Origin of the sequence: Desulfuromonas sp. (genome assembly GCF_002868845.1) — a bacterium.
Taxonomy (GTDB): Bacteria; Desulfobacterota; Desulfuromonadia; order Desulfuromonadales; family BM501; genus BM501.
This window is the reverse complement of the sequence record NZ_PKUB01000018.1, coordinates 132,151-153,222: the sequence shown is the minus strand read 5'-3', so window position 1 is coordinate 153,222 and position 21,072 is coordinate 132,151. Positions and strand designations below refer to the sequence as shown.

Annotated in this window: 18 protein-coding genes; 6 read left to right on the top strand and 12 right to left on the bottom strand. The window is 62.6% G+C overall.

The genetic code is table 11. From position 1 onward, the window contains the following. Window positions 1-27 precede the first annotated feature (27 nt). From C0617_RS05755 to C0617_RS05740, 4 genes are all read left to right on the top strand, one after another. Window positions 28-1,242, top strand: a complete 1,215-nt coding sequence (locus C0617_RS05755; protein WP_291316059.1) for a diguanylate cyclase — start codon at window positions 28-30, stop codon at window positions 1,240-1,242. A gap of 146 nt (window positions 1,243-1,388) precedes the next feature. Then, window positions 1,389-1,652 carry a YkgJ family cysteine cluster protein gene (locus C0617_RS05750; protein ID WP_291316058.1) on the top strand — a complete coding sequence of 88 codons (264 nt, stop codon included), beginning with the start codon at window positions 1,389-1,391 and terminating at the stop codon, window positions 1,650-1,652. A 26-nt stretch (window positions 1,653-1,678) separates the two neighbouring features. Beyond that, window positions 1,679-2,974, top strand: a complete 1,296-nt coding sequence (locus C0617_RS05745) for an MFS transporter (protein ID WP_291316057.1) — start codon at window positions 1,679-1,681, stop codon at window positions 2,972-2,974. Beyond that, a complete protein-coding gene (locus C0617_RS05740; protein WP_291316056.1) occupies window positions 2,971-3,768 on the top strand; it encodes a glycerophosphodiester phosphodiesterase in 798 nt (265 codons plus the stop codon). The genes C0617_RS05745 and C0617_RS05740 overlap by 4 nt, the downstream gene beginning before the upstream one ends. Here the strand turns inward: C0617_RS05740 and mtaB are convergent. The 8 genes from mtaB to C0617_RS05700 all read right to left on the bottom strand — a co-directional run bounded on the left by mtaB (window position 3,765) and on the right by C0617_RS05700 (window position 12,532). Beyond that, on the bottom strand, window positions 3,765-5,081 hold the full coding sequence (gene mtaB / locus C0617_RS05735) for a tRNA (N(6)-L-threonylcarbamoyladenosine(37)-C(2))-methylthiotransferase MtaB (protein WP_291316055.1): 1,317 nt from the start codon (window positions 5,079-5,081) through the stop codon (window positions 3,765-3,767). The genes C0617_RS05740 and mtaB overlap by 4 nt on opposite strands. Next, a complete protein-coding gene (gene mnmA / locus C0617_RS05730; protein ID WP_291316054.1) occupies window positions 5,078-6,160 on the bottom strand; it encodes a tRNA 2-thiouridine(34) synthase MnmA in 1,083 nt (360 codons plus the stop codon). The genes mtaB and mnmA overlap by 4 nt, the downstream gene beginning before the upstream one ends. Before the next feature lie 115 nt (window positions 6,161-6,275). Continuing rightward, entirely contained in the window at window positions 6,276-6,644 is a 369-nt protein-coding gene (gene nifU, locus C0617_RS05725) for a Fe-S cluster assembly scaffold protein NifU (RefSeq protein WP_291316053.1), read from the bottom strand. 66 nt (window positions 6,645-6,710) lie between these two features. Then, window positions 6,711-7,916: a cysteine desulfurase NifS gene (gene nifS / locus C0617_RS05720; RefSeq protein WP_291316052.1), complete on the bottom strand. Its 1,206-nt coding sequence runs from the start codon at window positions 7,914-7,916 to the stop codon at window positions 6,711-6,713. A gap of 94 nt (window positions 7,917-8,010) precedes the next feature. After that, complete coding sequence (locus C0617_RS05715; RefSeq protein WP_291316051.1) at window positions 8,011-8,442, bottom strand: Rrf2 family transcriptional regulator; 432 nt, start codon at window positions 8,440-8,442, stop codon at window positions 8,011-8,013. Window positions 8,443-8,445: 3 nt separating this feature from the next. Further along, a complete protein-coding gene (cysE, locus tag C0617_RS05710) occupies window positions 8,446-9,147 on the bottom strand; it encodes a serine O-acetyltransferase (RefSeq protein ID WP_291316050.1) in 702 nt (233 codons plus the stop codon). A gap of 424 nt (window positions 9,148-9,571) precedes the next feature. Continuing rightward, window positions 9,572-11,080, bottom strand: a complete 1,509-nt coding sequence (gene ilvA / locus C0617_RS05705) for a threonine ammonia-lyase, biosynthetic (RefSeq protein WP_291316049.1) — start codon at window positions 11,078-11,080, stop codon at window positions 9,572-9,574. Window positions 11,081-11,275: 195 nt separating this feature from the next. Further along, on the bottom strand, window positions 11,276-12,532 hold the full coding sequence (locus tag C0617_RS05700) for an acetyl-CoA C-acyltransferase (protein WP_291316048.1): 1,257 nt from the start codon (window positions 12,530-12,532) through the stop codon (window positions 11,276-11,278). Between the two features lie 197 nt (window positions 12,533-12,729). Between C0617_RS05700 and C0617_RS05695 the strand changes: the two genes are divergently transcribed. After that, window positions 12,730-14,349, top strand: a complete 1,620-nt coding sequence (locus tag C0617_RS05695) for a fumarate hydratase (RefSeq protein WP_291316047.1) — start codon at window positions 12,730-12,732, stop codon at window positions 14,347-14,349. 193 nt (window positions 14,350-14,542) lie between these two features. Beyond that, window positions 14,543-15,073, top strand: a complete 531-nt coding sequence (locus C0617_RS05690; RefSeq protein ID WP_291316046.1) for an ACT domain-containing protein — start codon at window positions 14,543-14,545, stop codon at window positions 15,071-15,073. Between the two features lie 354 nt (window positions 15,074-15,427). Here the strand turns inward: C0617_RS05690 and C0617_RS05685 are convergent, their stop codons facing one another. The 4 genes from C0617_RS05685 to C0617_RS05670 form a co-directional block, all read right to left on the bottom strand. Further along, window positions 15,428-16,648: a cofactor-independent phosphoglycerate mutase gene (locus C0617_RS05685; RefSeq protein ID WP_291316045.1), complete on the bottom strand. Its 1,221-nt coding sequence runs from the start codon at window positions 16,646-16,648 to the stop codon at window positions 15,428-15,430. A 66-nt stretch (window positions 16,649-16,714) separates the two neighbouring features. Further along, entirely contained in the window at window positions 16,715-17,605 is an 891-nt protein-coding gene (xerD, locus tag C0617_RS05680; RefSeq protein ID WP_291316044.1) for a site-specific tyrosine recombinase XerD, read from the bottom strand. A 135-nt stretch (window positions 17,606-17,740) separates the two neighbouring features. Next, window positions 17,741-20,470, bottom strand: a complete 2,730-nt coding sequence (gene glnD, locus C0617_RS05675) for a [protein-PII] uridylyltransferase (RefSeq protein WP_291316043.1) — start codon at window positions 20,468-20,470, stop codon at window positions 17,741-17,743. Continuing rightward, entirely contained in the window at window positions 20,467-21,069 is a 603-nt protein-coding gene (locus tag C0617_RS05670) for an N-acetylmuramoyl-L-alanine amidase (RefSeq protein WP_291316042.1), read from the bottom strand. Before C0617_RS05670 ends, glnD begins: the two co-directional genes overlap by 4 nt. Window positions 21,070-21,072: the final 3 nt, after the last annotated feature.

Genomic DNA, 21,072 nt, shown 5'->3' with positions numbered 1-21,072 from the left:
AAAGACACTCAACAGGCTCCGGTGCCTATGAAACCTGAACTGATCGTCCTGATTATTTCCATCCTGCTGCAACTGACGGCGGCCCTCTTCGCCCTGCGACTGACCCGCCTCACCTCCCGACCTTTCGCCTGGATTCTGATCTCGACAGCCCTCGGCCTGATGGCTCTTCGAAGGGGCGTGACCCTGTACGCCGTCATATCATCCGGAGGCGGCCACTCCCACGACCTGGCGGCGGAGTTGGTTGCCGTTATCATCTCATTCCTGATGATGGCTGGCATTTTCGCCGTCGAACCGATCTTCCGTGCCCAGAGAAGGTCCGAAAAAGAGCTGAGAGAGAGCGAGGCCAAGTACCGCGACCTGTTCGAGAATGCCGAGGACGCCATTTTCATCGTCGACTCGGATTTCCGCTACCAGGACGTCAACCGAAAGGCGATCGAGACCTTCGGCTTTACCCGGGAGGAGTTTCTGCGCATGTCCATCATGGACGTTATTCCTCCGGATCAGGTTCCCGCCACCAAAGCCGAGTTTGAAAAACTTCGCGCCAAAGGATCATACGAAAAATTCACCGGCAAGATGCTCTGCAAAACAGGGAACTACCTGGATATCGAGGTGAGTTCTTCGGCGATCGTCCGGGACGGAAAGGTGGTCGGATCCAGAGATATCGTGCGTGACATCACCGAGCGCCGGCACGTCGAGGAGGAGTTGAGGCGCCTCAACAAGGTTCTCAAAAAGCAGGCCACCCACGACGGCTTGACCGGGCTGCCCAACCGCCGGTTGCTCTTCGACCGGATCAACCAGGCCATCGCCCGAAGCCGCCGATTGAACGAGAATTTTGCCGTCATGTTTATCGACCTCGACAATTTCAAGCAGATCAACGATCGTTTCAGCCACCAGGTCGGTGACGAGGCCCTGCGCCTCTTCTCCGAGCGGCTCAAGCAGGGGCTGCGCGAGGTCGATTCCATCGGCCGCCTCGGCGGCGACGAATTCGCCATGGTGATCCAGGGGATCAAGGGCCCGGAGGATGCCGAGGAGGTGATCCAGAAGGTCTTCCGTGAATTCGAACAGCCCTTGCTGGTCCAGGGGCACGAATGCTCCATGGGTTTCAGCATCGGGATCAGCATTTATCCGACCGACGGAAGAAGCCCAGAGGCCCTGATTGCCAGTTCGGACCGGGCGATGTACGAAGCCAAAAGAAACGGCAAGGGCACCTTCGGCTTTGCCTCGCCTGCCTCCTCCGATTAAATGACCTCCAAAACCCCCTTCGGGCTTCCCCGCCAGTTGTTTTTCTGCTAAGAATGGTTTTCGTTTCCACCCCCGTTCGCAGGGGGCCTCCCTCAACGGCCGCCCGAAAGCAACGGGGGCGGCCCGCAAAGGACTGGACGCAGACCATGATGGCCTGGGAAAGGCTCTGCCGCCGCTGCGGAGAGTGCTGTTTCGAAAAGTGGATCGACGATGACGGCACCATCCACCCGACCTCCATCGCCTGCCGCTATCTCGACATCGTCAGCCGCAAGTGCAAGGTCTACCCCCATCGCTTCGAAGTGGGCGAGGGGTGCCTCAAACTGACCCCGGAGGTCGTTTCCACCCTCCAGTGGCTGCCCGAGGGATGCGGCTACAGGCAGTGGTGGGAAAGCCGTTCCTCCTCTCGATGACTCCTCCCCCTCTCGGCAGGCGCCCGATGGATTCTTCCCGAAAAAATCGCTTATGGTTCGGCTGGTGCATGTACGACTGGGCCAACTCCGCCTTCGCCACAGTCATCCTCGCAGCCGTCCTTCCGGTCTACTTCGCCGCCCTGGTCCCCGCCTGGGGGGCAAGAATCACCCTGTTCGGCCTGAGCCGCACCGTCCCTGCGACCGCCCTGTGGGGCTACGCCGTCTCCCTCTCGATGCTCCTGGTCGCCCTCTGCGCCCCCTACCTCGGCGCCCTGGCCGACCGCGGGGGCAAGCGCCGCTCCTTCCTGGTCGTTTTCGCCCTGACCGGCGCCGGCGCCACCGCCGCGCTCTTTTTTGCTGGGCCGGGCAACTGGCCCCTGGCCGCCGGGCTGTTCATCCTCGCCAATATCGGCTTCGCCGGCGGCAACGTCTTCTACAACGCCTTCCTGCCGGTGCTGGCCGAAAGGGAGGAACAGGACCGGCTCTCCGCCCGCGGCTTCGCCTTCGGCTACCTCGGCGGCGGACTCGCCCTGCTTCTGGTCTTCGTCCTGATCCAGGCGCACGCTTCCTTCGGCATCGCCGACAAGGCGGTCGCGACCCGGATCGCCTTTCTCTTTACCGGCCTGTGGTGGGCGGTTTTCGCCCTGCCCGCCTTCCGTTCGCTGAAGCAGGTCCCGGCAGTCCCCCCAAAATCGCCGGGCGAATCGACCGGTTACCTGAAGGCCTTTCTCGAAATCCGAGGACGCAGGGACCTCCTCCTCTTCCTGGTCGCCTTCCTCTTCTACAACGACGGCATCCAGACCTTCATCGCCGTCTCGGCCATCTTCGGCCGGGAGGAGCTCGGCCTCTCCCAAGGGAGCATCCTCGGCTGCTTCCTGATGATCCAGTTCGTGGCCATGCCCGGCACCCTCCTTTTCGGCCGCATCGCGGAGCGCTCCGGGGCGCGGCGTTCGATCACCCTCACCCTCCTGGTCTTCATCGCCGCATCGGTCTACGCCTACTTCATGCGGGCCGGCTGGGAGTTCTGGCTCCTCGGCTTCGTCGTCGCCCTCGTCTACGGCGGCGCCCAGGCGGTCAGCCGCTCCCTCTTCAGCACCCTCATCCCCCCGGAAAAGTCGGCCGAGTTCTTCGGCTTCTACGCCATATCCGCCAAGTTCGCCTCGATTTTCGGCCCCCTGATCTTCGCCATCATCGCCGACCTGACCGGGTCGGCCCGGACAGGGATCATGGCCCTGGCGGCCTTTTTCATTGTCGGCCTGATCCTGCTGACCCTGGTCGATGTCGACCGCGGACGGGCCCAGGCCCGGGGAGAGAACCCGTGAACAGCGTCTACCTTTGCCCGCCTGCGCCGCGCCTCTTCGCCCATCGCGGCGCTTCGGCGGCCTCCCCGGAGAACACCCTGCCAGCCTTTCGGTCGGCGGTCGCAGCTGGACTGCCCTACCTGGAAATGGATGTCTGGTCGACCGCCGACGGCGTCGTGGTCGTCCATCACGACGAGACGGCCCTGAGGCTCTGCGGCGATCCCCGCCGCATCAGCGACCTGAGCCTGGCGGAATTGCAGAATCTCGACGCCGGGCACACCTTTTCCCCCGACGGCGGCCGCTCCCACCCCTTCCGGGGGCGGGGGGTCATCGTCCCCACCCTTCGGCAGGTCCTCGATGCCTTCCCGAAAGCACGGTGCAATATCGAAATCAAGCAGGCGGAGCCGGCCGCCGAGGAGTTGACGGTGGCGACGATCCGGGAGGCGGAAGCCGAAGAGAGAGTCCTTCTGGCCGCCGAGCAGGACGCGGTCATGAAGCGGATTCGGGAGTGCTGCGGGGAGATCCCGACCAGCTTCAGCCGGGGAGAGGTTGCCGCGTTCCTGGAATGGATTCAGGGGGGATGCCTCGGAAGCTACCGGCCGGAAGGGGTGGCCCTGCAGATCCCCGAGGTCTTCGGGACGACGCGCCTGGTCTCCCCGGAAACGATTCGGGCCGCCCACCGAGCGGGGCTGGAAGTCCACGTCTGGACCGTGAACGAGGCGCAGGACATGGAACGCCTGCTGGGATGGGGGGTGGACGGACTCATGAGCGACCATCCGGAGCTGTTGGCGGCGACGGCGGGGAAAATCCTCTAGCGATTCAGCACCAGGCGACCCCGAAGCCCTTCGGGGCCACATGCCTCGATCAGCACCTCTGCCAACCTTCCCGCCTGGCCCTCCCCGCCGGGAAACTTCACTGTTAGGTAGTTCCGGGTCAGGCCCGATCGCAGGACGCCTCCCTCCCCTTTCTCCACCACCACCTCCAGGATCTGACCGACATAGCGTTCGGCGAAGGCCCGGTTTTTCTCCTCCCCCATGGCCCTCAGCCGCGCCGCCCGGGACTTGGCGACATCTCCGGGGACCTGTCCGGGCATGTCCGCCGCCGGGGTCCCCGGCCTGCTACTATAGGGAAAGACGTGGAGGTGGGTCACGGGAAGAGCCCCGACCAGGGCCAGGGTCTCCGAGAACTCCTCCTCCGTCTCCCCCGGGAAGCCGGCGATGACGTCGAGACCGATGGCCGCATCGGGGAGGCTTTTGCTGATACGCAGGACCAGGTCCCGGAAAAAGGCGGTGTCGTAGTGACGGTTCATGCGGGCGAGGACCGAGTCGCTGCCGGCCTGCAGGGGGATGTGAAAATGGGGGCAGAGGATCTTCGAGGAGGCCACCGCCTCGATGAGCCGATCCGGGATCTCCGTCGGCTCCACCGACCCCAGCCGGAGCCGGGGGATGGCCGTTTCGGCCTCGATGCACCCGGCCAGCTCCAGCAGGGAGGTTTTCGGCGACAGATCGGCTCCGTAGCCGCCGATGTGGATTCCGGTGAGAACGGCCTCGGGGTATCCCCCTTCGGCCAACCGCCGGAGCTGGGCGAGAACCTGTTCGGGCGGCACGGAGCGGCTGCGCCCCCGGGCATAGGGGATGATGCAGTAGGAACAGAAGGCGTCGCACCCGTTCTGGATCTGGACAAAGGCCCGGCTGCGTTCGGCAAAGCTCGATATGGGCAGCGGCGAGGCCTCGGCGCTTTGCCGGATATCGGATACTGCGACGGGCGGCCTGCCGACTTCGTCCTGCCCCAGCTCCTGGAGATATCTGAGAAAGTCTTTCTTTTCCTCGTTCCCCAGAACAACCGCAACCCCGGGAATGGCCCGGAGCGCCTCGGGGTCGACCTGGGCGTAGCATCCGGTCACCATCACTCGCGCCTCGGCGTTGAGGCGGCGGGCGCGGCGGATGAGGTTACGCGACTGGGAGTCGGTGGCGGCGGTGACGGTGCAGGTGTTGACGAGGACGAGATCGGCCCCTTCCTCGAAGGGAACGATGCGGTAGCCGGAGGAGCGAAGGCGCTCCTCGAGGGCCGCCGACTCGAACTGGTTGGTCTTGCAGCCGAGGGTGGCAATGGACACAGTCCTGCTCATTCGATCGAGCCTCCGCCGATGACCCTGTCCCCCTCGTAAAAAACCGCCGCCTGCCCCGGAGTCACGCCCTGCTGCGGTTCATCGAACTGCACCCGGGCGCGGCCGTTTTCCAGGGGGGTGATCAGGGCGGGTTGCTCCCTGTGCCGATAGCGGATGCGGCAGAGGGCCCGCAGGGGGCCTTCAGGAACCTTCCCCGGCCAGTGGGCCTGGTGAACCGTCAACTCGGACCGTTCCAGGTGTTTCCTTTCCCCGACGATCACCCGGCGCTTTTCTGCGTCGATGCCGACCACGAACAGGGGTTCGCTCCATCCGATCCCCAGGCCGCGGCGCTGACCGACGGTATAACGGTAGGTGCCGCGGTGTGTGCCGAGCTTTTCCCCGGAGACGTGGACGATGTCCCCGTCCATCTTGCCGGCGCCGCGCTCATCTTCCAGGAACCGCACGTAATCGCCGTCGGGGACGAAGCAGATGTCCTGGCTTTCGGCCTTTTCCGCCACCCGCAGGGAGAACCGGGCGGCATGGGCCCGGACCTCGTCCTTGCTCATTCCTCCGAGGGGGAAGAGGACCCGCTTCATCTGCTCCTGACTCAGGGTATAGAGGAAGTAGCTCTGGTCTTTGCGGTCGTCGAGTCCCTTGCGCAGGGAAAAAGCGCCCCCGTCCTCGACGATGCGTGCATAGTGACCGGTCGCCAGCCAGTCCGCCTCCAACTCCCGGGCCCGGCGCAGAAGCAGTTCGAACTTGAGGACCTGGTTGCAGAGAACGCAGGGGTTAGGCGTGCGCCCGGCAAAGTAGTCGTCGCAGAAAGCGTCGATGACCTGCTGCTGGAAGTCCTTCTCGAAATTGACCACGTAAAAGGGGATGCCGAGGCCTTCGGCGACCCGGCGGGCGTCGTGGACGTCATCCAGGGAGCAGCAGGAGCCGAAGGTGTCGCCGTGTTCGGCGGTAAATCGGCCGTAGTCCCAGATCTGCATGGTCATGCCGATGACTTCGTGCCCCTGCTCTTTCAACAGGGCGGCGGTCACCGAGGAGTCGACCCCGCCGCTCATGGCGACGACGATGCGTTTTTTTTCAAAAGCCATAATATTCGTTCTGCCGCAAGGGCAGATTCATCGGTTTGCAGATGAAACAGAAGAGGGCAATCCGGACGTCCCGAAGGCCCTCTCCCTGTTAAAGCATATCCTGAACAATCATCGCCTAGGAGTGCGTTTCCTGGTAGTTTTTGATCGCCTCGTGGAGGGCGTCAGCGGCCAGGTTCGAGCAGTGCATCTTGGCCGGCGGCAGGCCGTCGAGAGCCTCGGCCACGGCCTTGTTGGAGAGCTCCATGGCCTCCTCGAGGGTCTTGCCGATGGCCATCTCGGTCACCATGGAGGAGGTGGCGATGGCGGCCCCGCAGCCGAAGGTCTTGAACTTGACGTCCTTGATGACGTTGTCCTCGACCTTGAGGAAAATCTTCATGATGTCGCCGCAGGAGGCGTTGCCGACCTCCCCGACCCCGTCGGCGTTCTCGATCTCCCCGACGTTGCGGGGGTTGGTGAAGTGGTCCATCACTTTGTCAGTGTACATTTTCGGCTCCTTTTAATGCAGATGGTTCGCCCCGGCCCGGCCGCGGGCATCGCCAACATTTCTTCGTCATTTTCGCTTGATGATCCGGCATTGCTCGCAGGTCATGCTGCCGTCGCGCTTGTAGAGAGGACTCATCTCCCGCAGGCGCTGAACGATGGGGGGCAGGACCTCGAGGACGTAGTCGACGTCCTCCTCGGTGCTGTCGGGACCGAGGCTGAAACGGGTGCTGGAGTGGGCCAGGGTGATTTCGACGCACATCGCCCCCATGACGTGGGAGGGCTCGAGCGATCCGGAGGTGCAGGCGCTGCCCGAGGAGGCCGCAATCCCCTTCATGTCGAGGTTGAGCAGCAGCGACTCCCCCTCGATCCAGGCGAAGCTGACGTTGAGGGTGTTGGGCAGGCGCAGGTCCGGATGGCCGTTGAGCTTGACGTCGGGAATCGCCTCGAAGATTCCGTCTTGTAGCTTGTCGCGCAGTCTCCTAAGCCGCGGGGCTTCCTCATCCATGTGCGCCACGGCCAGCTCGCAGGCGGCCCCGAGAGCGACGATGCTCGGCACGTTGTGGGTGCCGGCGCGCCGGTTGCGCTCCTGGTGCCCGCCGTGGATCAGCGAAGTCATCTTGGTCCCCTTGCGAATATAGAGGGCGCCGACCCCCTTGGGGGCCCCGAGCTTGTGGCCGGAGATGACCAGCAGGTCGACAGCCGCCTTCTCCATGTCGACGGGGACCCTGCCGATCGCCTGGACGGCATCGGTGTGGAAGCGGACCTTGTGCTTGCGGGCGATCCGGCCGATCTCCTCGATGGGGTAGATGTTTCCCGTCTCGTTGTTGCCCCACATGATCGAGATGAGGATCGTGCGCTCGGTGATGGCCTTTTCCAGGGCCTCCAGGTCGAGCATCCCGTCATGGTCCACGGGGAGGTAGGTGACCTCAACCCCTTGTTTTTCCAAAAACTTGCAGGTATTGAGCACCGCCGGGTGCTCCACCGTGGTGGTGATGATGTGGTTCCCCTTGCCGCGCAGCGCCTCCACAGTCCCCTTCAGGGCGTGATTGTCACCCTCGCTGCCGCAGGACGTGAAGACGATTTCCGCCGGTGAGCAATTGATGGCCTTCGCCACCTGCTCCCGGGCTTTTTCCACGGCTCCGGTCACCGCCCTGCCGGCCCAGTGGACGCTGGAGGGGTTGCCGAACTCCTCGCAGAAGAAGGGGAGCATCGCCTCGAGCACCTCCGGGCGTACCGCGGTGGTTGCGTTGTTGTCCATGTAGATCTTTTTCACCGGTGTTTCCTCCTCGTTCTCTTCATCTATTAGACATGGTCATGTCTATTCGCTGGCGGGTCCGGGCCCCGCGACAATCTTTGTCCGTAAACGGTCAGGACTGCTCCTGCCCTATTTTTCCCCGCGCCTCGCGGGTGAGGTCTTCCAGGGTGATGGAGGACAGAAAGTTGCGGATCCGCTCTCCGAGCCCCTGCCAGACACTGTGCGTGACGCACTGGGATGTGCAACTGCAGGTGCCGTCGTCGTCCATGCAGGAAACCGGCACGAGGGTTTCCTCGACGCTGTCGATGATCTGGTCGATGCGGATATCCCGTGCAGGCCTGGCCAGAACGTAGCCGCCGCCGGGACCACGCACGCTGTTGACGATGTGACCCCGGCGCAGTTTGACGAAAAGCTGCTCAAGGTAGGTCAGGGAGATCTCCTCGCGGGCCGCGATTTCCTTGATGGAAATCGGCGAGCCCTCGTCGAAGAGGTTGAGACTGACCAGGGCGCGCACCGCGTACTGTGCTTTGGTCGAAAGGCGCATGCGTCAGGCGTTCTCCTTGGCCTGCTCGGCGTCGGCCAACTGCTTCCGCAGCCGGACCTGTTCCTCGGTGAGGTCCTGCAGCTTCCCCTCGAGGGTGCGGATCTGGTCGAACAGGCAGGAAACGGCCTTGGCCACCGGGTCGGGAAGCTCTCCGTGCTCCAGGTCGGCCCTGGCGCTGTCGACCTTCTGCCCGGCCGCAAGGACCATCCGGCCGGGAACGCCGACCACCGTGCTGTTGTCAGGAACCTCCTTGACGACGACCGAGTTGGAACCGACCTTGCTGTTGTCTCCGACCCTGAAAGGCCCGAGAACTTTGGCGCCGGAACCGATAACGACGTTGTCCCCGAGGGTCGGATGCCTCTTTTCCTTGGCCCAGGAGGTGCCTCCGAGGGTCACGCCGTGGTAAAGGGTGCAGTTGTCGCCGATCTCCGCCGTCTCCCCGATCACCACTCCCATGCCGTGGTCGATGAAGAACCCCCGCCCGATCCGGGCGCCGGGGTGAATCTCGATGCCGGTAAAAAACCGCCCCATATGGGAGAGGAGGCGCCCGAGAAAGAAGAAGTTTCGCCTCCAAAGGCCGTGGGCCAGGCGATAAAAGAGCAGCGCATGAAACCCCGGATAACAGAAAAGGATTTCGAATACGCTGCGTACGGCCGGATCGCGCTCAAATACGACCTTCAAGTCCTCTTTAAGGGTCTGGATCACGGGCCATTCTCCTCTGACGTTAGAAATGCTGAAGACCGGGCTGCCTCTTGCCAAGCTGATCGGAGCAGACAGGGCCAGAACCATGATTTCCTGATATGGTTAACATACCTGAGCGATTCTGTCAATTATTTCCGCACGGGATTAAAATGGTTGCAAGGGATAGGATACACGGCGCAGAATACCAATAAAACAAGAACCGGAAAAGCTGCCTCACGCCCGTTCGCTATGCTCTCTCAAGACGCAAAGCCGCAAAAAAAATCGGGCCCTCTTGTTTTCAATCCCTCCCCCTTTTCGCCGCCGCCGAAGCGGAGTGGATGGGTGTTGACAAAAAGAGACGAGGCTGACTGAGCCCCGGCTCTTCCGAAAGACCCTCTGTTACGGTTCTCCGCCTTTCAATTAACCGCAGCCCAAATCCCTTGAGCGCTTAAAGAAAGAGCCGGTAGGCGGGGTTCTTCGTCTCGGCCTGATAGCGATAGCCGAGCCTTTCCAGAAACGCCTGAAAATCGGACTCGTCTTCGGCAGGAATCTCCAGCCCGATGAGGACCCGGCCGAAATCCCCTCCGTGGTTCCGGTAGTGAAAGAGAGAGATGTTCCAGCTCTCCCCCATGGAGGCGAGAAAGCGGGTCAGGGCGCCGGGCCGCTCCGGAAACCAGAAACGGTACAGCACCTCCCCGGAGACCTCCGAGGAGCGCCCGCCGACCATGTAGCGGACGTGAGTCTTGGCCAGGTCGTTCTCGGTCAGGTCGAGGCTCTCGAAGCCGATATTGGCCAACTGCCGCCCGAAAGAGGACCGTTCCCCCTCGTCCCCGACCGAAATCCCGACGAAAATATGGGCCTGCCGCCTCCCGGCGAGACGGTAGTTGAACTCGGTGATGTTGCGTTCCTGAAGCACCTCCGTGCAGAAGCGCCGCAGTGAGCCCGGCTCCTCCGGAAGGGTGACAGCGAACAGGGCCTCGCGGCGCTCGCCGAGGGTGGTCCGGTCAGCCACGTAGCGCAGCCTTTCGAAATTCATGTTGGCCCCGGAGTTGACGGCGACCAGGGTCTTGCCCCGCACCCCTTCGCGGCGCACGTACTTCTTCAGCCCCGCCACGCCGAGGGCCCCGGCCGGTTCGACGATGGAGCGGGTGGCATGGTAGACATCCTTGATGGCGCTGCACACTTCGTCCGTATCGACGAGGACGATCTCGTCCACGTAGCGACGGCAGAGTTCGAAGCTTGCTTTCCCGACCTCCCGCACCGCCACCCCGTCGGCGAAGATCCCCACCGAATCGAGCCGCACCCGGCGGCCTTTCTCCAGGGAGGCGGCCATGGCGGCGCTGTCGAGGGGTTCCACCCCCACGACCCTCACCTCGGGACAGAGGGCCTTCAGGTAGGCGGCCATGCCGGCGATCAGCCCTCCGCCGCCGACGGGGACGAAGACCACGTCGAACCTCCCCGCCGTCTGCCGCACCAGTTCGTCGGCCACCGTGCCCTGTCCGGCGATGACCAGCTCATCGTCGAAAGGGTGGATGAAGGCCATGCCCCTTTCGGTGACCAGGCGGTCGCAGTGATCCTGCGCCTCGGAATAGTTGTCTCCGTGGAGGACGACCTCGGCCTCCATCCTGCGTACCGCGTCGATCTTGATCTGTGGCGTGGTGGCCGGCATGACGATGACCGCCGGAATCCCCAGCATCCTGGCGGAATAGGCGACCCCCTGGGCGTGATTTCCGGCCGAGGCGGTGATGACCCCGCGCCGGAGATCTTCCCCGGGAAGGTGGGCGATCTTGTTGTAGGCCCCGCGAAGCTTGAAGGAGAAGACCGGCTGCAGATCCTCCCGTTTGAGCAGGACCTTGTTCTCCAGGGAGGCGGAGAGGGTCGGGGCCTCCTCGAGGGGGGTTTCGACGGCGGCTTCGTAGACCCGTGAGGTCAGAATCCGCTTGAGCATCTTTTGCATAAGCTAAAGCCTTGGAGAATCTGCCACAGAGACAGAGAACCACGGAAAAATACAAAGAAAAGGACCAGGATTGGTGCAAATGTGTGACTTAACATAAAAAACGGGAAACAACAACCTTGGGTGCCATTGTTTCCCGCCGACCGTTCTAAGGAGTAGATTCCCTTCGCTCCTCCAGGACTCCGTGCCCCCCCGGGATCAGGGGCTTTCGAGAATCATCGCCGCCGCCATCGCCCCGGCGGCGCAGACCGAAACGAGGCCGTAGCGGCTGCCGCGCCGTGCCATCTCCCCCGCCAGGGTGGAGACAATGCGAGCGCCGGTGGCCCCGAAGGGATGCCCGACGGCAATGGAACTGCCCAGGGGGTTGAGCCTTTCCCGGTCCACGCCGCCGATGGCCGGCTCCTTCCAGCCCTTTTCCCAGGCCGCGAGGTTGCAGGCCACCTGGGCGCCGAAGGCCTCGTGCACCTCGACGATGTCCATGTCGTCGAGGGTCAGGCCGACCCGTTGCAGCAGGCGGGGCACCGCCACCGCGGGAGCCATGAGCAGGCCTTCGGCGGGATCGATGGCGGCATATTCGACGGCTTTGACAAAGGCCAGGGGCTTCAGCCCTTCGGCGGCGGCCCGCTCCTCCGACATGAGGAGCACCGCGGCGGCCCCGTCGGTCAAGGGGCTGCTGTTACCGGCGGTGATCGTTCCTTCCTCCGAGCGATCGAAGCCCGGTCTCAGGCCCGCCAGCTTCTCCAGGCTCGTACCGCCTCGGACGATAGTGTCCTGGTCGATCCCCCGCAGAGGATGGATCTCCGCCTTCAGGCGCCCGTCGACGGTTGCCGCGGCCGCCCGGTGGTGGCTCGCGAGGGCGATTTCGTCCTGCTCTCGGCGGGAGGCATTCCACTCCTTGGCGGTGACTTCGGCGTGCTGGCCCATGGTCAGCCCCGTAGACGGCTCCTTGAAAGAGAGGGGTTCGGGGAAGAGATGGCGTGGACGCAGGCGAAGCAGACTCTTGAAACGCTCCCCTGCGCTCTTCGCCATGCCCGCCCGCAGGAAGATGGCCCCCGCCTCCTGCCCGAAAAGGACCGGGACGGTGGACATCGACTCGACCCCGCCAGCGACGCCGATGTCCGACCGCCCCTGCTCAATGGCGTCGGCCACGTCGGTAATGGCGTGAATGCTCGTGATGCAGTTGTTGGAAACCAGGTGAGCCCGAATCGAAGGAGGCAGGCCGAGGTCGAAGACGATCTCTCTAGCCAGATTGGAAATCCGCGGGTCATGAAGGACGCGGCCCCAGACGAGCAGATCGACGTCCTCCGCCCTGACCGGAAAACGATCGAGCAGCCCCCGCACCGCGTGGGATGAAAGCGTCAACTGGGACAGGTCGCTGAACGCCGTTCCGGCCTTGACAAAGGGGGTTCGCATTCCCCCGACCACCGCCACCCTCTTCCGCGCTTCAATGTCCATGGCATTCCTCCCCACCCGACAACCTCGTTAATGAGTCTCCTTCCTACAACAGTAACAGAAACGAGAAAATTTTCATTTTTGGCCTCAGCCAGGTGTCGACAAGTGTATACGCTTTCTATATAATGCTGCGCTGGAATTGATACAATTGACGGCATTTGAGCCGTCCGATGTCCATAACAATGCAAAGGAGAGAAGAGATGCCGGATTTCACGTACCAGGATCCTTTCCCGCTGGCAAAGGACGAGACCAAGTACTACAAGATCGAAGGCTCGGAGAAGTTCATTTCGGTCGCCAGCTTCGACGGCCAGGACGTCCTCAAGGTCGACCCCGAAGCCCTCACCGTCCTCGCCAACCAGGCGATGAAGGACGTCTCCTTCATGCTGCGCCCCGAGCACAACGAGCAGGTCGCGAAGATCCTGCGGGACCCCGAGTCGTCGATGAACGACAAGGGGGTAGCGATGGCTTTCCTGCGCAACGCCGAAATCTCCGCCAACTTTGAACTCCCCCTCTGCCAGGACACCGGCACCGCCACCATGGTCGCCAAGAAGGGCCAGAACGTCTGGACCGGCGCCAACGACGCCGAGTACCTCTCTCAGGGGGTCTACAAGACCTACACCGAGGAGAACCTGCGCTACTCCCAGACCGTCGCTCTGGACATGTACAAGGAAAAGAACACCGGCACCAACCTGCCGGCCCAGATCGACATCATGGCGACCGAGGGCGAGGCCTACAAGTTCCTCTTCATGGCCAATGGCGGCGGCAGCGCCAACAAGACGATGCTCTTCCAGGAGACCAAGGCGCTCCTCACGCCCGAGAAGCTTTACGACTTTCTCGTCGCCAAGATGAAGACCCTCGGCACCGCCGCCTGCCCCCCCTACCACATCGCCTTCGTCATCGGCGGCACCAGCGCCGACGCCTGCATGAAGACGGTCAAGCTCGCCACCGCCAAAGAGCTCGACGGCCTCCCCAGCGAGGGGAACGACCACGGCCGTGCCTTCCGCGACACGGCCCTCGAGGCGAAGCTCCTCGAAGCGGCCCAGAAACTCGGCATCGGCGCCCAGTTCGGCGGCAAGTACTTCGCCCACGACGTCCGCGTCATCCGCCTCCCCCGCCACGGCGCCTCCTGCCCCGTCGGCATGGCGGTCTCCTGCTCCGCCGACCGCAACATCAAGGCGAAGATCACCCGCGACGGCCTTTTCGTCGAGGAGATGGACCGCAACCCCGGCCGCTTCATCCCCGAGCAGTACCGCGGCAAGCACAGCCACGGCACCCAGATCGACCTGGACCGGCCGATGAGCGAGATCCTCGCCGACCTCACCAAGCTCGAAGTCGGCGCCCCGCTCCTGCTCAAGGGGACGATCGTCGTCGGCCGCGACATCGCCCACTCCAAGTTCAAGGAGATCCTCGACTCGGGCAAGCCCCTCCCCGACTACCTCAAGAAGCACCCGATCTACTACGCGGGACCCGCCAAGACCCCTGCAGGTAAGGCATCCGGCTCCTTCGGCCCCACGACCGCCGGGCGCATGGACTCCTACGTCGACCTGCTCCAGGCCAACGGCGGCTCGATGGTGATGATCGCCAAGGGCAACCGCTCCCAGCAGGTCACCGACGCCTGCAACAAGCACGGCGGCTTCTACCTCGGCTCCATCGGCGGCCCCGCCGCTGTCCTCGCCGAGGAGAACATCAAGAAGGTCGAATGCATCGACTTCCCCGAACTCGGCATGGAAGCCGTGTGGAAGATCGAGGTCGAGGACTTCCCCGCCTTCATCCTCGTCGATGACAAAGGGAACGACTTCTTCAAGAAACTCGGGCTGTAGGAAACAGGTCCTCCTCATCGCAAAAAGCCCCGGTTCCGCAAGGAGCCGGGGCTTTTTGTTTCCGGTTTCGGCGGAAAACAAGTTTCTTGAAAAAAATCACCCGAAAAATGCGACAATATGAACTGGGCGGTCCGGACAGCAGGAAGGACCCTCGCCTTTAATTTCCCAGGCGTCTTCGAACAGGGAGGAACCGATGGAAAGCCGCTACATCATGACCGCCTTCGGCAGGGACCGTCCGGGCATTGTTGCCGACGTGACCAAGATTCTCTACGAAAACGGCTGCAACCTTGAAGACAACACCATGACCCTGCTGGTGGACGAATTCACCCTGATCCTCCTCTTCACTTGTCCGCGAAAGGACATCGAGGAACATTTGAACAGGGAGTGCAGACGACTCGAACGGGACAATGGCATCTCGGCCTTCATCCGCCCCCTGGAAGAACGCCGGGAGGTCAGTCGGAGCAAATCCCAAGACTGTACCCTGCATGTCGAGGGGATGGACCAGGCGGGCATCGTCTACAAGATCAGCCGATACCTGGCCGACAACGCGGTCAATATCGTGGACATCAAGTCCACGGTCAAGGCTTCACCGGAAAGTGGAACCGCCGTCTACACGATGGAGATTCTGGTACAGGTCCCCGGGGGTTCCTCTCCGAGCCAGTTGGAGGACGGTCTCGCCGCTGTCGCCGAAGAAGTCCATGTGGACATTACGGTCTCCCGGTAGCGGTTCCCAATAAAATCGTTTTGTCCCATTCGAAAGCCCCGGATCGGTCGTTTCAAGTTGCAAGTGCACCACCCCGAGCGTCATCGAAGACCTCCTGGGGTGTCCGGTACCCAAGACACTTTCGAGGGCGGTTGTTGAGCCTATCGACGGCCCTGGCCAAGGCGACCCATTCAGGTGGGGTCGACTTCGACCTCGGCGGCGGCTCGGACAATCTGGACGATGAGCTCCAGAAGAGCTAGCGGAACCTCGCCCCTTTACCGCAAGAGGCGGCCCTTTCGGGTCACCAAAACGCAGAAAGCCCCGGGCCGAATGGTCCGGGGCTTTCTGCCAGAGTCTGCAGTTGACGGAAGGTTCTTACCCTTGTGCGGGGCCGCGCACCAACCTCTCCATCAGTTCGTGCCCCCGGTCGATTTTCACCCCGGTGGCCAGGGCGGCCTTTTCGCTGTAGCCCTCCACCCCGGAGGCGGGAGGGAACTCCCCCCCGGAACCGCAGAGAATATAGGGAACCGGGTCGGTGGTGTGGGTCATTTTCTTCACCGGGGTCGGGTGGTCTGGCAGGACCGCCAGGCGGTAGTCACCCAAATCTCCCAGGCCGTCGACGACAGTTCCCACCACCAGTTCATCAAAGGCCTCGATGGCCTTGATCTTTTCTTCGACGCTGCCGGCGTGGGCCGCCTCGTCGGGGGCCTCGACGTGCACATAGACGAAGTCGTGGTCCTTGAGGCAGTCCAGGGCGTACTCGGCTTTCCCCCGGTAGTTTGTGTCGAGATAGCCGGTGGCCCCGGGCACTTCGATGATGTCGAGGCCGGCATACTTGCCGATCCCCTTGATGAGATCGACGGCGGAAATCACCGCACCACCCGTGATGCCGAACTTCTCCTTCATCGTCTCCATCCGGGGAGCCCGGCCGTGGCCCCATAGCCAGATGGAGTTGGCAGTGGCCTCTCCCTGCGCCTCGCGCTTTTTGTTGACGGGGTGGTTGTGCAGCAGCAACTGGGAAGCGTTCATGAGGTGGATAAGCTGGTCGGCGCCGTCGCCCTTGGGCATATGGTCCTCGACCCCCTGCCCTGACAGGTCATGGGGCGGGGAGAAGGTCAGTTTCTCCTTGCCCCCCTTCCAGACCATGAGGTGACGGTAGGAGACCCCGGGATAGAAGCGGAACTCGCCTCCACCGTACTCCTCCTCAAGAGCCTCAACGAGCTCTCGAGCCTCGGGAGTCGTAATGTGGCCGGCGGAGAAGTCCCCCATGTAGAGCCTGCCGTAGTGGGCGACGAGGTTGACCAGGTTCATGCGAAAGGCGACGTCCTCGGGGCCGAGTTCCACGCCCATGCTGGCCGCTTCGAGAGGGGCGCGCCCGCTGTAGCAGGTTGCCGGGTCGTAGCCGAAAACCGAGAGATTGGCCACGTCGCTGCCGGGGTGATAACCCTCGGGAACGGTCTCGACCAGACCGAACTGCCCGGCGCGGGCCAGAGCGTCCATTCGAGGAATGCGGGCCGCCTCCAGAGGGGTCTTCCCGCCGAGTTCTTCGATCGGTTCGTCGGCCATGCCGTCGCCGAGGAGAACGATGTATTTCATGACTATCCTTTCAATAACGGCCCAAAGGGCTATCGACTTTCGAGTCTTTGCCGTCAGGCTGAATCTTCAACCCCGAGGATGGAACTGGCCGTGCACCTTCTTCAGCCGCTCGCGGGTGACGTGGGTGTAAATCTGGGTCGTGGAGATGTCCGCATGCCCAAGCAGGGTCTGCACCGAGCGCAGGTCGGCGCCGTTCTCCAACAAGTGGGTGGCGAAGGAATGGCGCAGGGTATGGGGGCTGACCTCCTTGACGATTCCAGCCTGTTGGGCGCGGCGCTTCATCATCTTCCAGAAGCCTTGCCGTGTCAACCCCCGGCCGGAGCGATTAAGAAAGACCGTCCCGCCGCCCACCCCCTTTTCGAGCGCAGGTCGCCCCCTCTGAAGGTAGTTCAGAAGTTCCGCACGGGCAACCTCGCCGGTGGGGACGATGCGCTGTTTTCCCCGCTTGCCGAGGGTCATCAGGTATCCGACGTCGAGCTGCAGATCCCCGAGAGCGAGCCCGACCAGCTCGGAAACCCGAAGACCGGTGGCATATAGGATCTCAAGCATGGCCCGGTCGCGCAGGGCGAGGGCCCCCTCCCCCTTCGGAGCAGCGAGCAGCCCCTCCACCTCGGCGGTGGAGAGGGTCTGAGGCAGGGCCCGCAGGCTCTTGGGAGCTTCGAGCAGGGCGGTCGGGTTGCTGCGAGCGTGCCCCTCGGCGATCAGGAACCGGTGAAACATGCGCAGGGCGACCAAAGCCCGGGCGCGGCTGCGAGAGCCGAGGCCCCGCCCTGCGAGCAGACCCAGAAAACGGAGGACGACGGCCGGCGTGACCTCGTCAGGCCCCTTCACCTTCTCGCCGTCAGTCAGGAAATCGAGATAGCGGGCCAGATCGCGCCCGTATCCGTCCAGAGTGTGGCGCGACAGCCCCCGCTCGACAGCCAGATAGTGAAGAAACAGGTCGAGGTATTGGTTCATAACCCATCTAAGTAATGGCGGTTTTGCCGCTCTTGCGATAAGCCCGGCCGGACCCCGCGAAAGACTCCGGGAGGAGACCCTCAGGGCCCTTTGCCGACGGACCATTTTGATCGATCGTACGAGCCGAAGGGAACTCTAGCTTCCGAGTTCGGCGTCGAGGCACTCGAGAAGCCGTCGGTTGAGCTCCTCGAGCTTGTCCTCAAAGGTGACCTTCTGGGCGAAAATATCCTGGATGTAGAACGTGTCGGCGATCTGGTCCACCTTGGTCGAAATCTTCGACACCCCGATGTAGTACCCAAGCTCCTTCAGCGTTCTGGTGATCTGGTAAAGGAGGCCGACCTTGTCGTGGGCGTAAATATCGACCACGGTGTACTCGTCGGAGACCTCGTTGTCGATCTCCACCCGGTTGGTGAACCGGGGTTTGGGGCGCTCACCCACGAAGGAAGGTTCCTTGCAGCGTTTGACCAGCTCTTTGACCCGGAGGCGTCCCTCCACCACTCCGACAAGGTCCTTCTGCACCCGGCGCCACTTTTCAGGGTTGACGATAATCTCGCCGGTGAGACTGCTCACCTGCAGGATGTCGAGGGCCACCCCCTGGTTCTGGGTATAGATCTGGGCACCGAGGATGTTGATGCCGTTTGCGGCCATAACTCCCGTGATCTTGGAGAAGAGCCCGGGGATGTCGACGGTGGAAATGGTGAGCTGGGTATATTCGCCCTGGGTTCCCTGCTCCACCTTCATGGCCAAAGGCTTTTCCCCCCGCCCGAGAAAAACCCTCAGGTGTTCGGCGATTTCGGCCGAGCGGTGGGAAAGGAGGTAGCGGGTGTTCATCCCGCGCAGCACCCCCTTGATGACCTTGGTGCCGAACTCCTCCTCGAGCAGGCCGACGACCTTGCGCTTGCGGTTGCGAACTTTTTCCGAGCGCTTTTCGAGGCGGAAATCGCCCCTTTCGAGAACGTCGTAGGTCTTCTCGTAGAGTTCCTGCAGGAGAAACCCCTTCCACTCGGACCAGACCTCCGGGCCGACGGCCTTGATGTCGGCAAAGGTCAGCAGGTAGAGCATCTTGAGGTTCTCGCTCATTCCCATGGTGCGGGCAAACTGAAGAATGAGCTTGTCGTCGTGCAGATCGCGGCGCTGGGCGTTGTGAGCCATGAGCAGGTGCTGACGGACCAGGAACTCGAGGCGCTGGCTGTCCTCCTTGTTGAGGCCGAGGCGCCGCGCAATGGTGGGGATCATGTCCGCGCCCTTGTTGCAGTGGTCCTTTCCCTCCCCCTTGCCGATGTCATGGAGAAGAACCGCCAGCAACAGAAGTTCACGCTTCTCGATATCGTTGGCGATTTTGGTCAGCAGGGGCTTCTTCCGGGCGTAATCGCCGCGCCACAGTTTGGCAATCTCCTCAAGGGCGAAGATGGAGTGAATGTCCACCGTGTAGATATGATAAAGATCGTGCTGGACATTGCAGTAGATGCGCTCGAACTCAGGGATGAAGCGGTTCAGAAAGCGCAGGTGATGCATGACCAGCAGGGTGTCCCCGACCCCGTGGGGCTTGCGCAGGATACCGAAAAAGTCGTCCGTCATAGCCCGGGAGCGACGCACCCGGTCGTTGATGCGGTGAAGGTTGGCGCGGATCAGCCCCTTGAGAGGAACACTCAGGCGCACTCCGTGGTTTTTTGCCAGGAGAAAGGCGCGCATCATGAGAGCGGGATCTTTTTCGAACAGGTCGTCGACGGAAACGCGCAATTCCCCCCTCAGGACATAGAACCCGTCCTCGAGGTTCCTTCGGGTGAAGTAGCCGAGAATGCGCGTGGTCTGCTCCTCCTGCTGGGTCGCCTTGGTGATAAGGGTTGAGGCGAGGTGCTCGACCTCGGTGGCGTGGGCGTAGTAGTCCTGCATGAACTGCTCGACGGCCAGGGCCCGCTTGCTGTCCCGGTAGCCGAGGAACTTGGCGATCTGCTCCTGCTGGTCGAAATGGATCTGTTCATTCTTGCGCGGGGAGATGTAGTGAAGCTCGTTGCGAATCCGCCAGAGATAGTCGAAGGCCTGCTCAAAGGCGGCCTCCTCCTGTTCGGTCAGAACGCCCTTGATGAGGAGATCGCGAAGGGAGCTCGCCTTGAACTTGACCCGGGCCATCCAGATGGCGGTGTGGAGGTCGCGCAGCCCCCCCTCCCCCTCCTGGATGTTGGGCTCCAGGAGGTAGACCGAAGAGCCGTACTTGCCCAGCCGCCTGTCATTCTCTTCGATTTTCTCGCGAAGGAAAGCCTTGGTGTTGCGCCCCATCACCGGCTTCAAGACCGATTGCTCGAACTCTCTGTACAGGGTTTCTGAACCGACCAGGTAACGGCCGTCGAGCAGGGCGGTGCGAGCGGTGATGTCTCGCTCGGCCATGTCGAGGCAATCCTTGGCCGTGCGCACGCTGTGCCCTACGTCGAAACCGAGGTCCCAGAGGAGGTAGAGCATTCGCTCGGAGACCTGCTCGGCAAAAGTGCGGTCCTTGCCCCCGTAGAAGAACATGAGGTCGATGTCTGAACCGGGGTTGAGCTCGGCCCGGCCGTAGCCGCCGAGGGCGATGAGGGCGCAATTCTCAAGGTCCTGCTCGACCAGGTCCGCGGAGAGGCTACAGTAAAGGTTTCGAAGCAGGGTGTCGGTAAAGGCGGTCAGGCGCCCGACGATCTCCCGGCCGGAGGCGCCTTGCCGGTGCTTCTCCCTGATACAGTCCCGGAAATATCCGAGGTATTTGCTGGAGGCCTCCAGCAGATTGGCCCTGCGCTCCTCGAAGGGAATGCCGGGATCGGTCAGTTCCTTCGGAGAGAAAAAAGGTTTAGCGGTCTTTTCTGGGCACTCCTGGGGGTTCTCTATAGAAGTCATTTGGCTGCGATCAGTTTAAGGGCGGTTGCGTAATTGCGGATGCCCCGCACGATGGCGGAGCCGGTCTTCTGCTGGAAGCGTCGGTCGGTGAGCCGCTTCTCCTCGCGTTTGTTGCTGATGAAGGCGGCCTCCACGAGAACCGAGGGCATGGTCGCTCCGAGCAGCACGTAGAAGGGCCCCTGTTTGACTCCCAGGTCGCGGATTTCCTTGTACTCCTTGCCCAGGTCATTGACCAGGGCCCTCTGAATCTCCGAGGCAAGCCGGCTCGACTCGTTGATCTTGGCGTTGGCCATCAGGTCGAACAGGATCAGTTCCAGATCGCCGACCTGCTTCAGGGACGTCCCGTTTTCCCGGGCGGCCACTGCGGCCGCCTTGTCGTTCTTGGAAAAGTTCAGGTAAAAGGTCTCGACACCGTAGGCCTTTCTGTTGCGGTTGGCGTTGGCGTGAACCGAGATTAACAGGTCGGCATCGACCTTGTTGGCGATGGCGGTTCGTTCCTCGAGGGGCAGGAAGACATCCCGGTCCCGGGTGAGGATCACCTCGCAGCCGAACTCCTTCTCCAGACGCTTGGCCAATTCCTTGGCCAGAGCCAGAGTCACGTC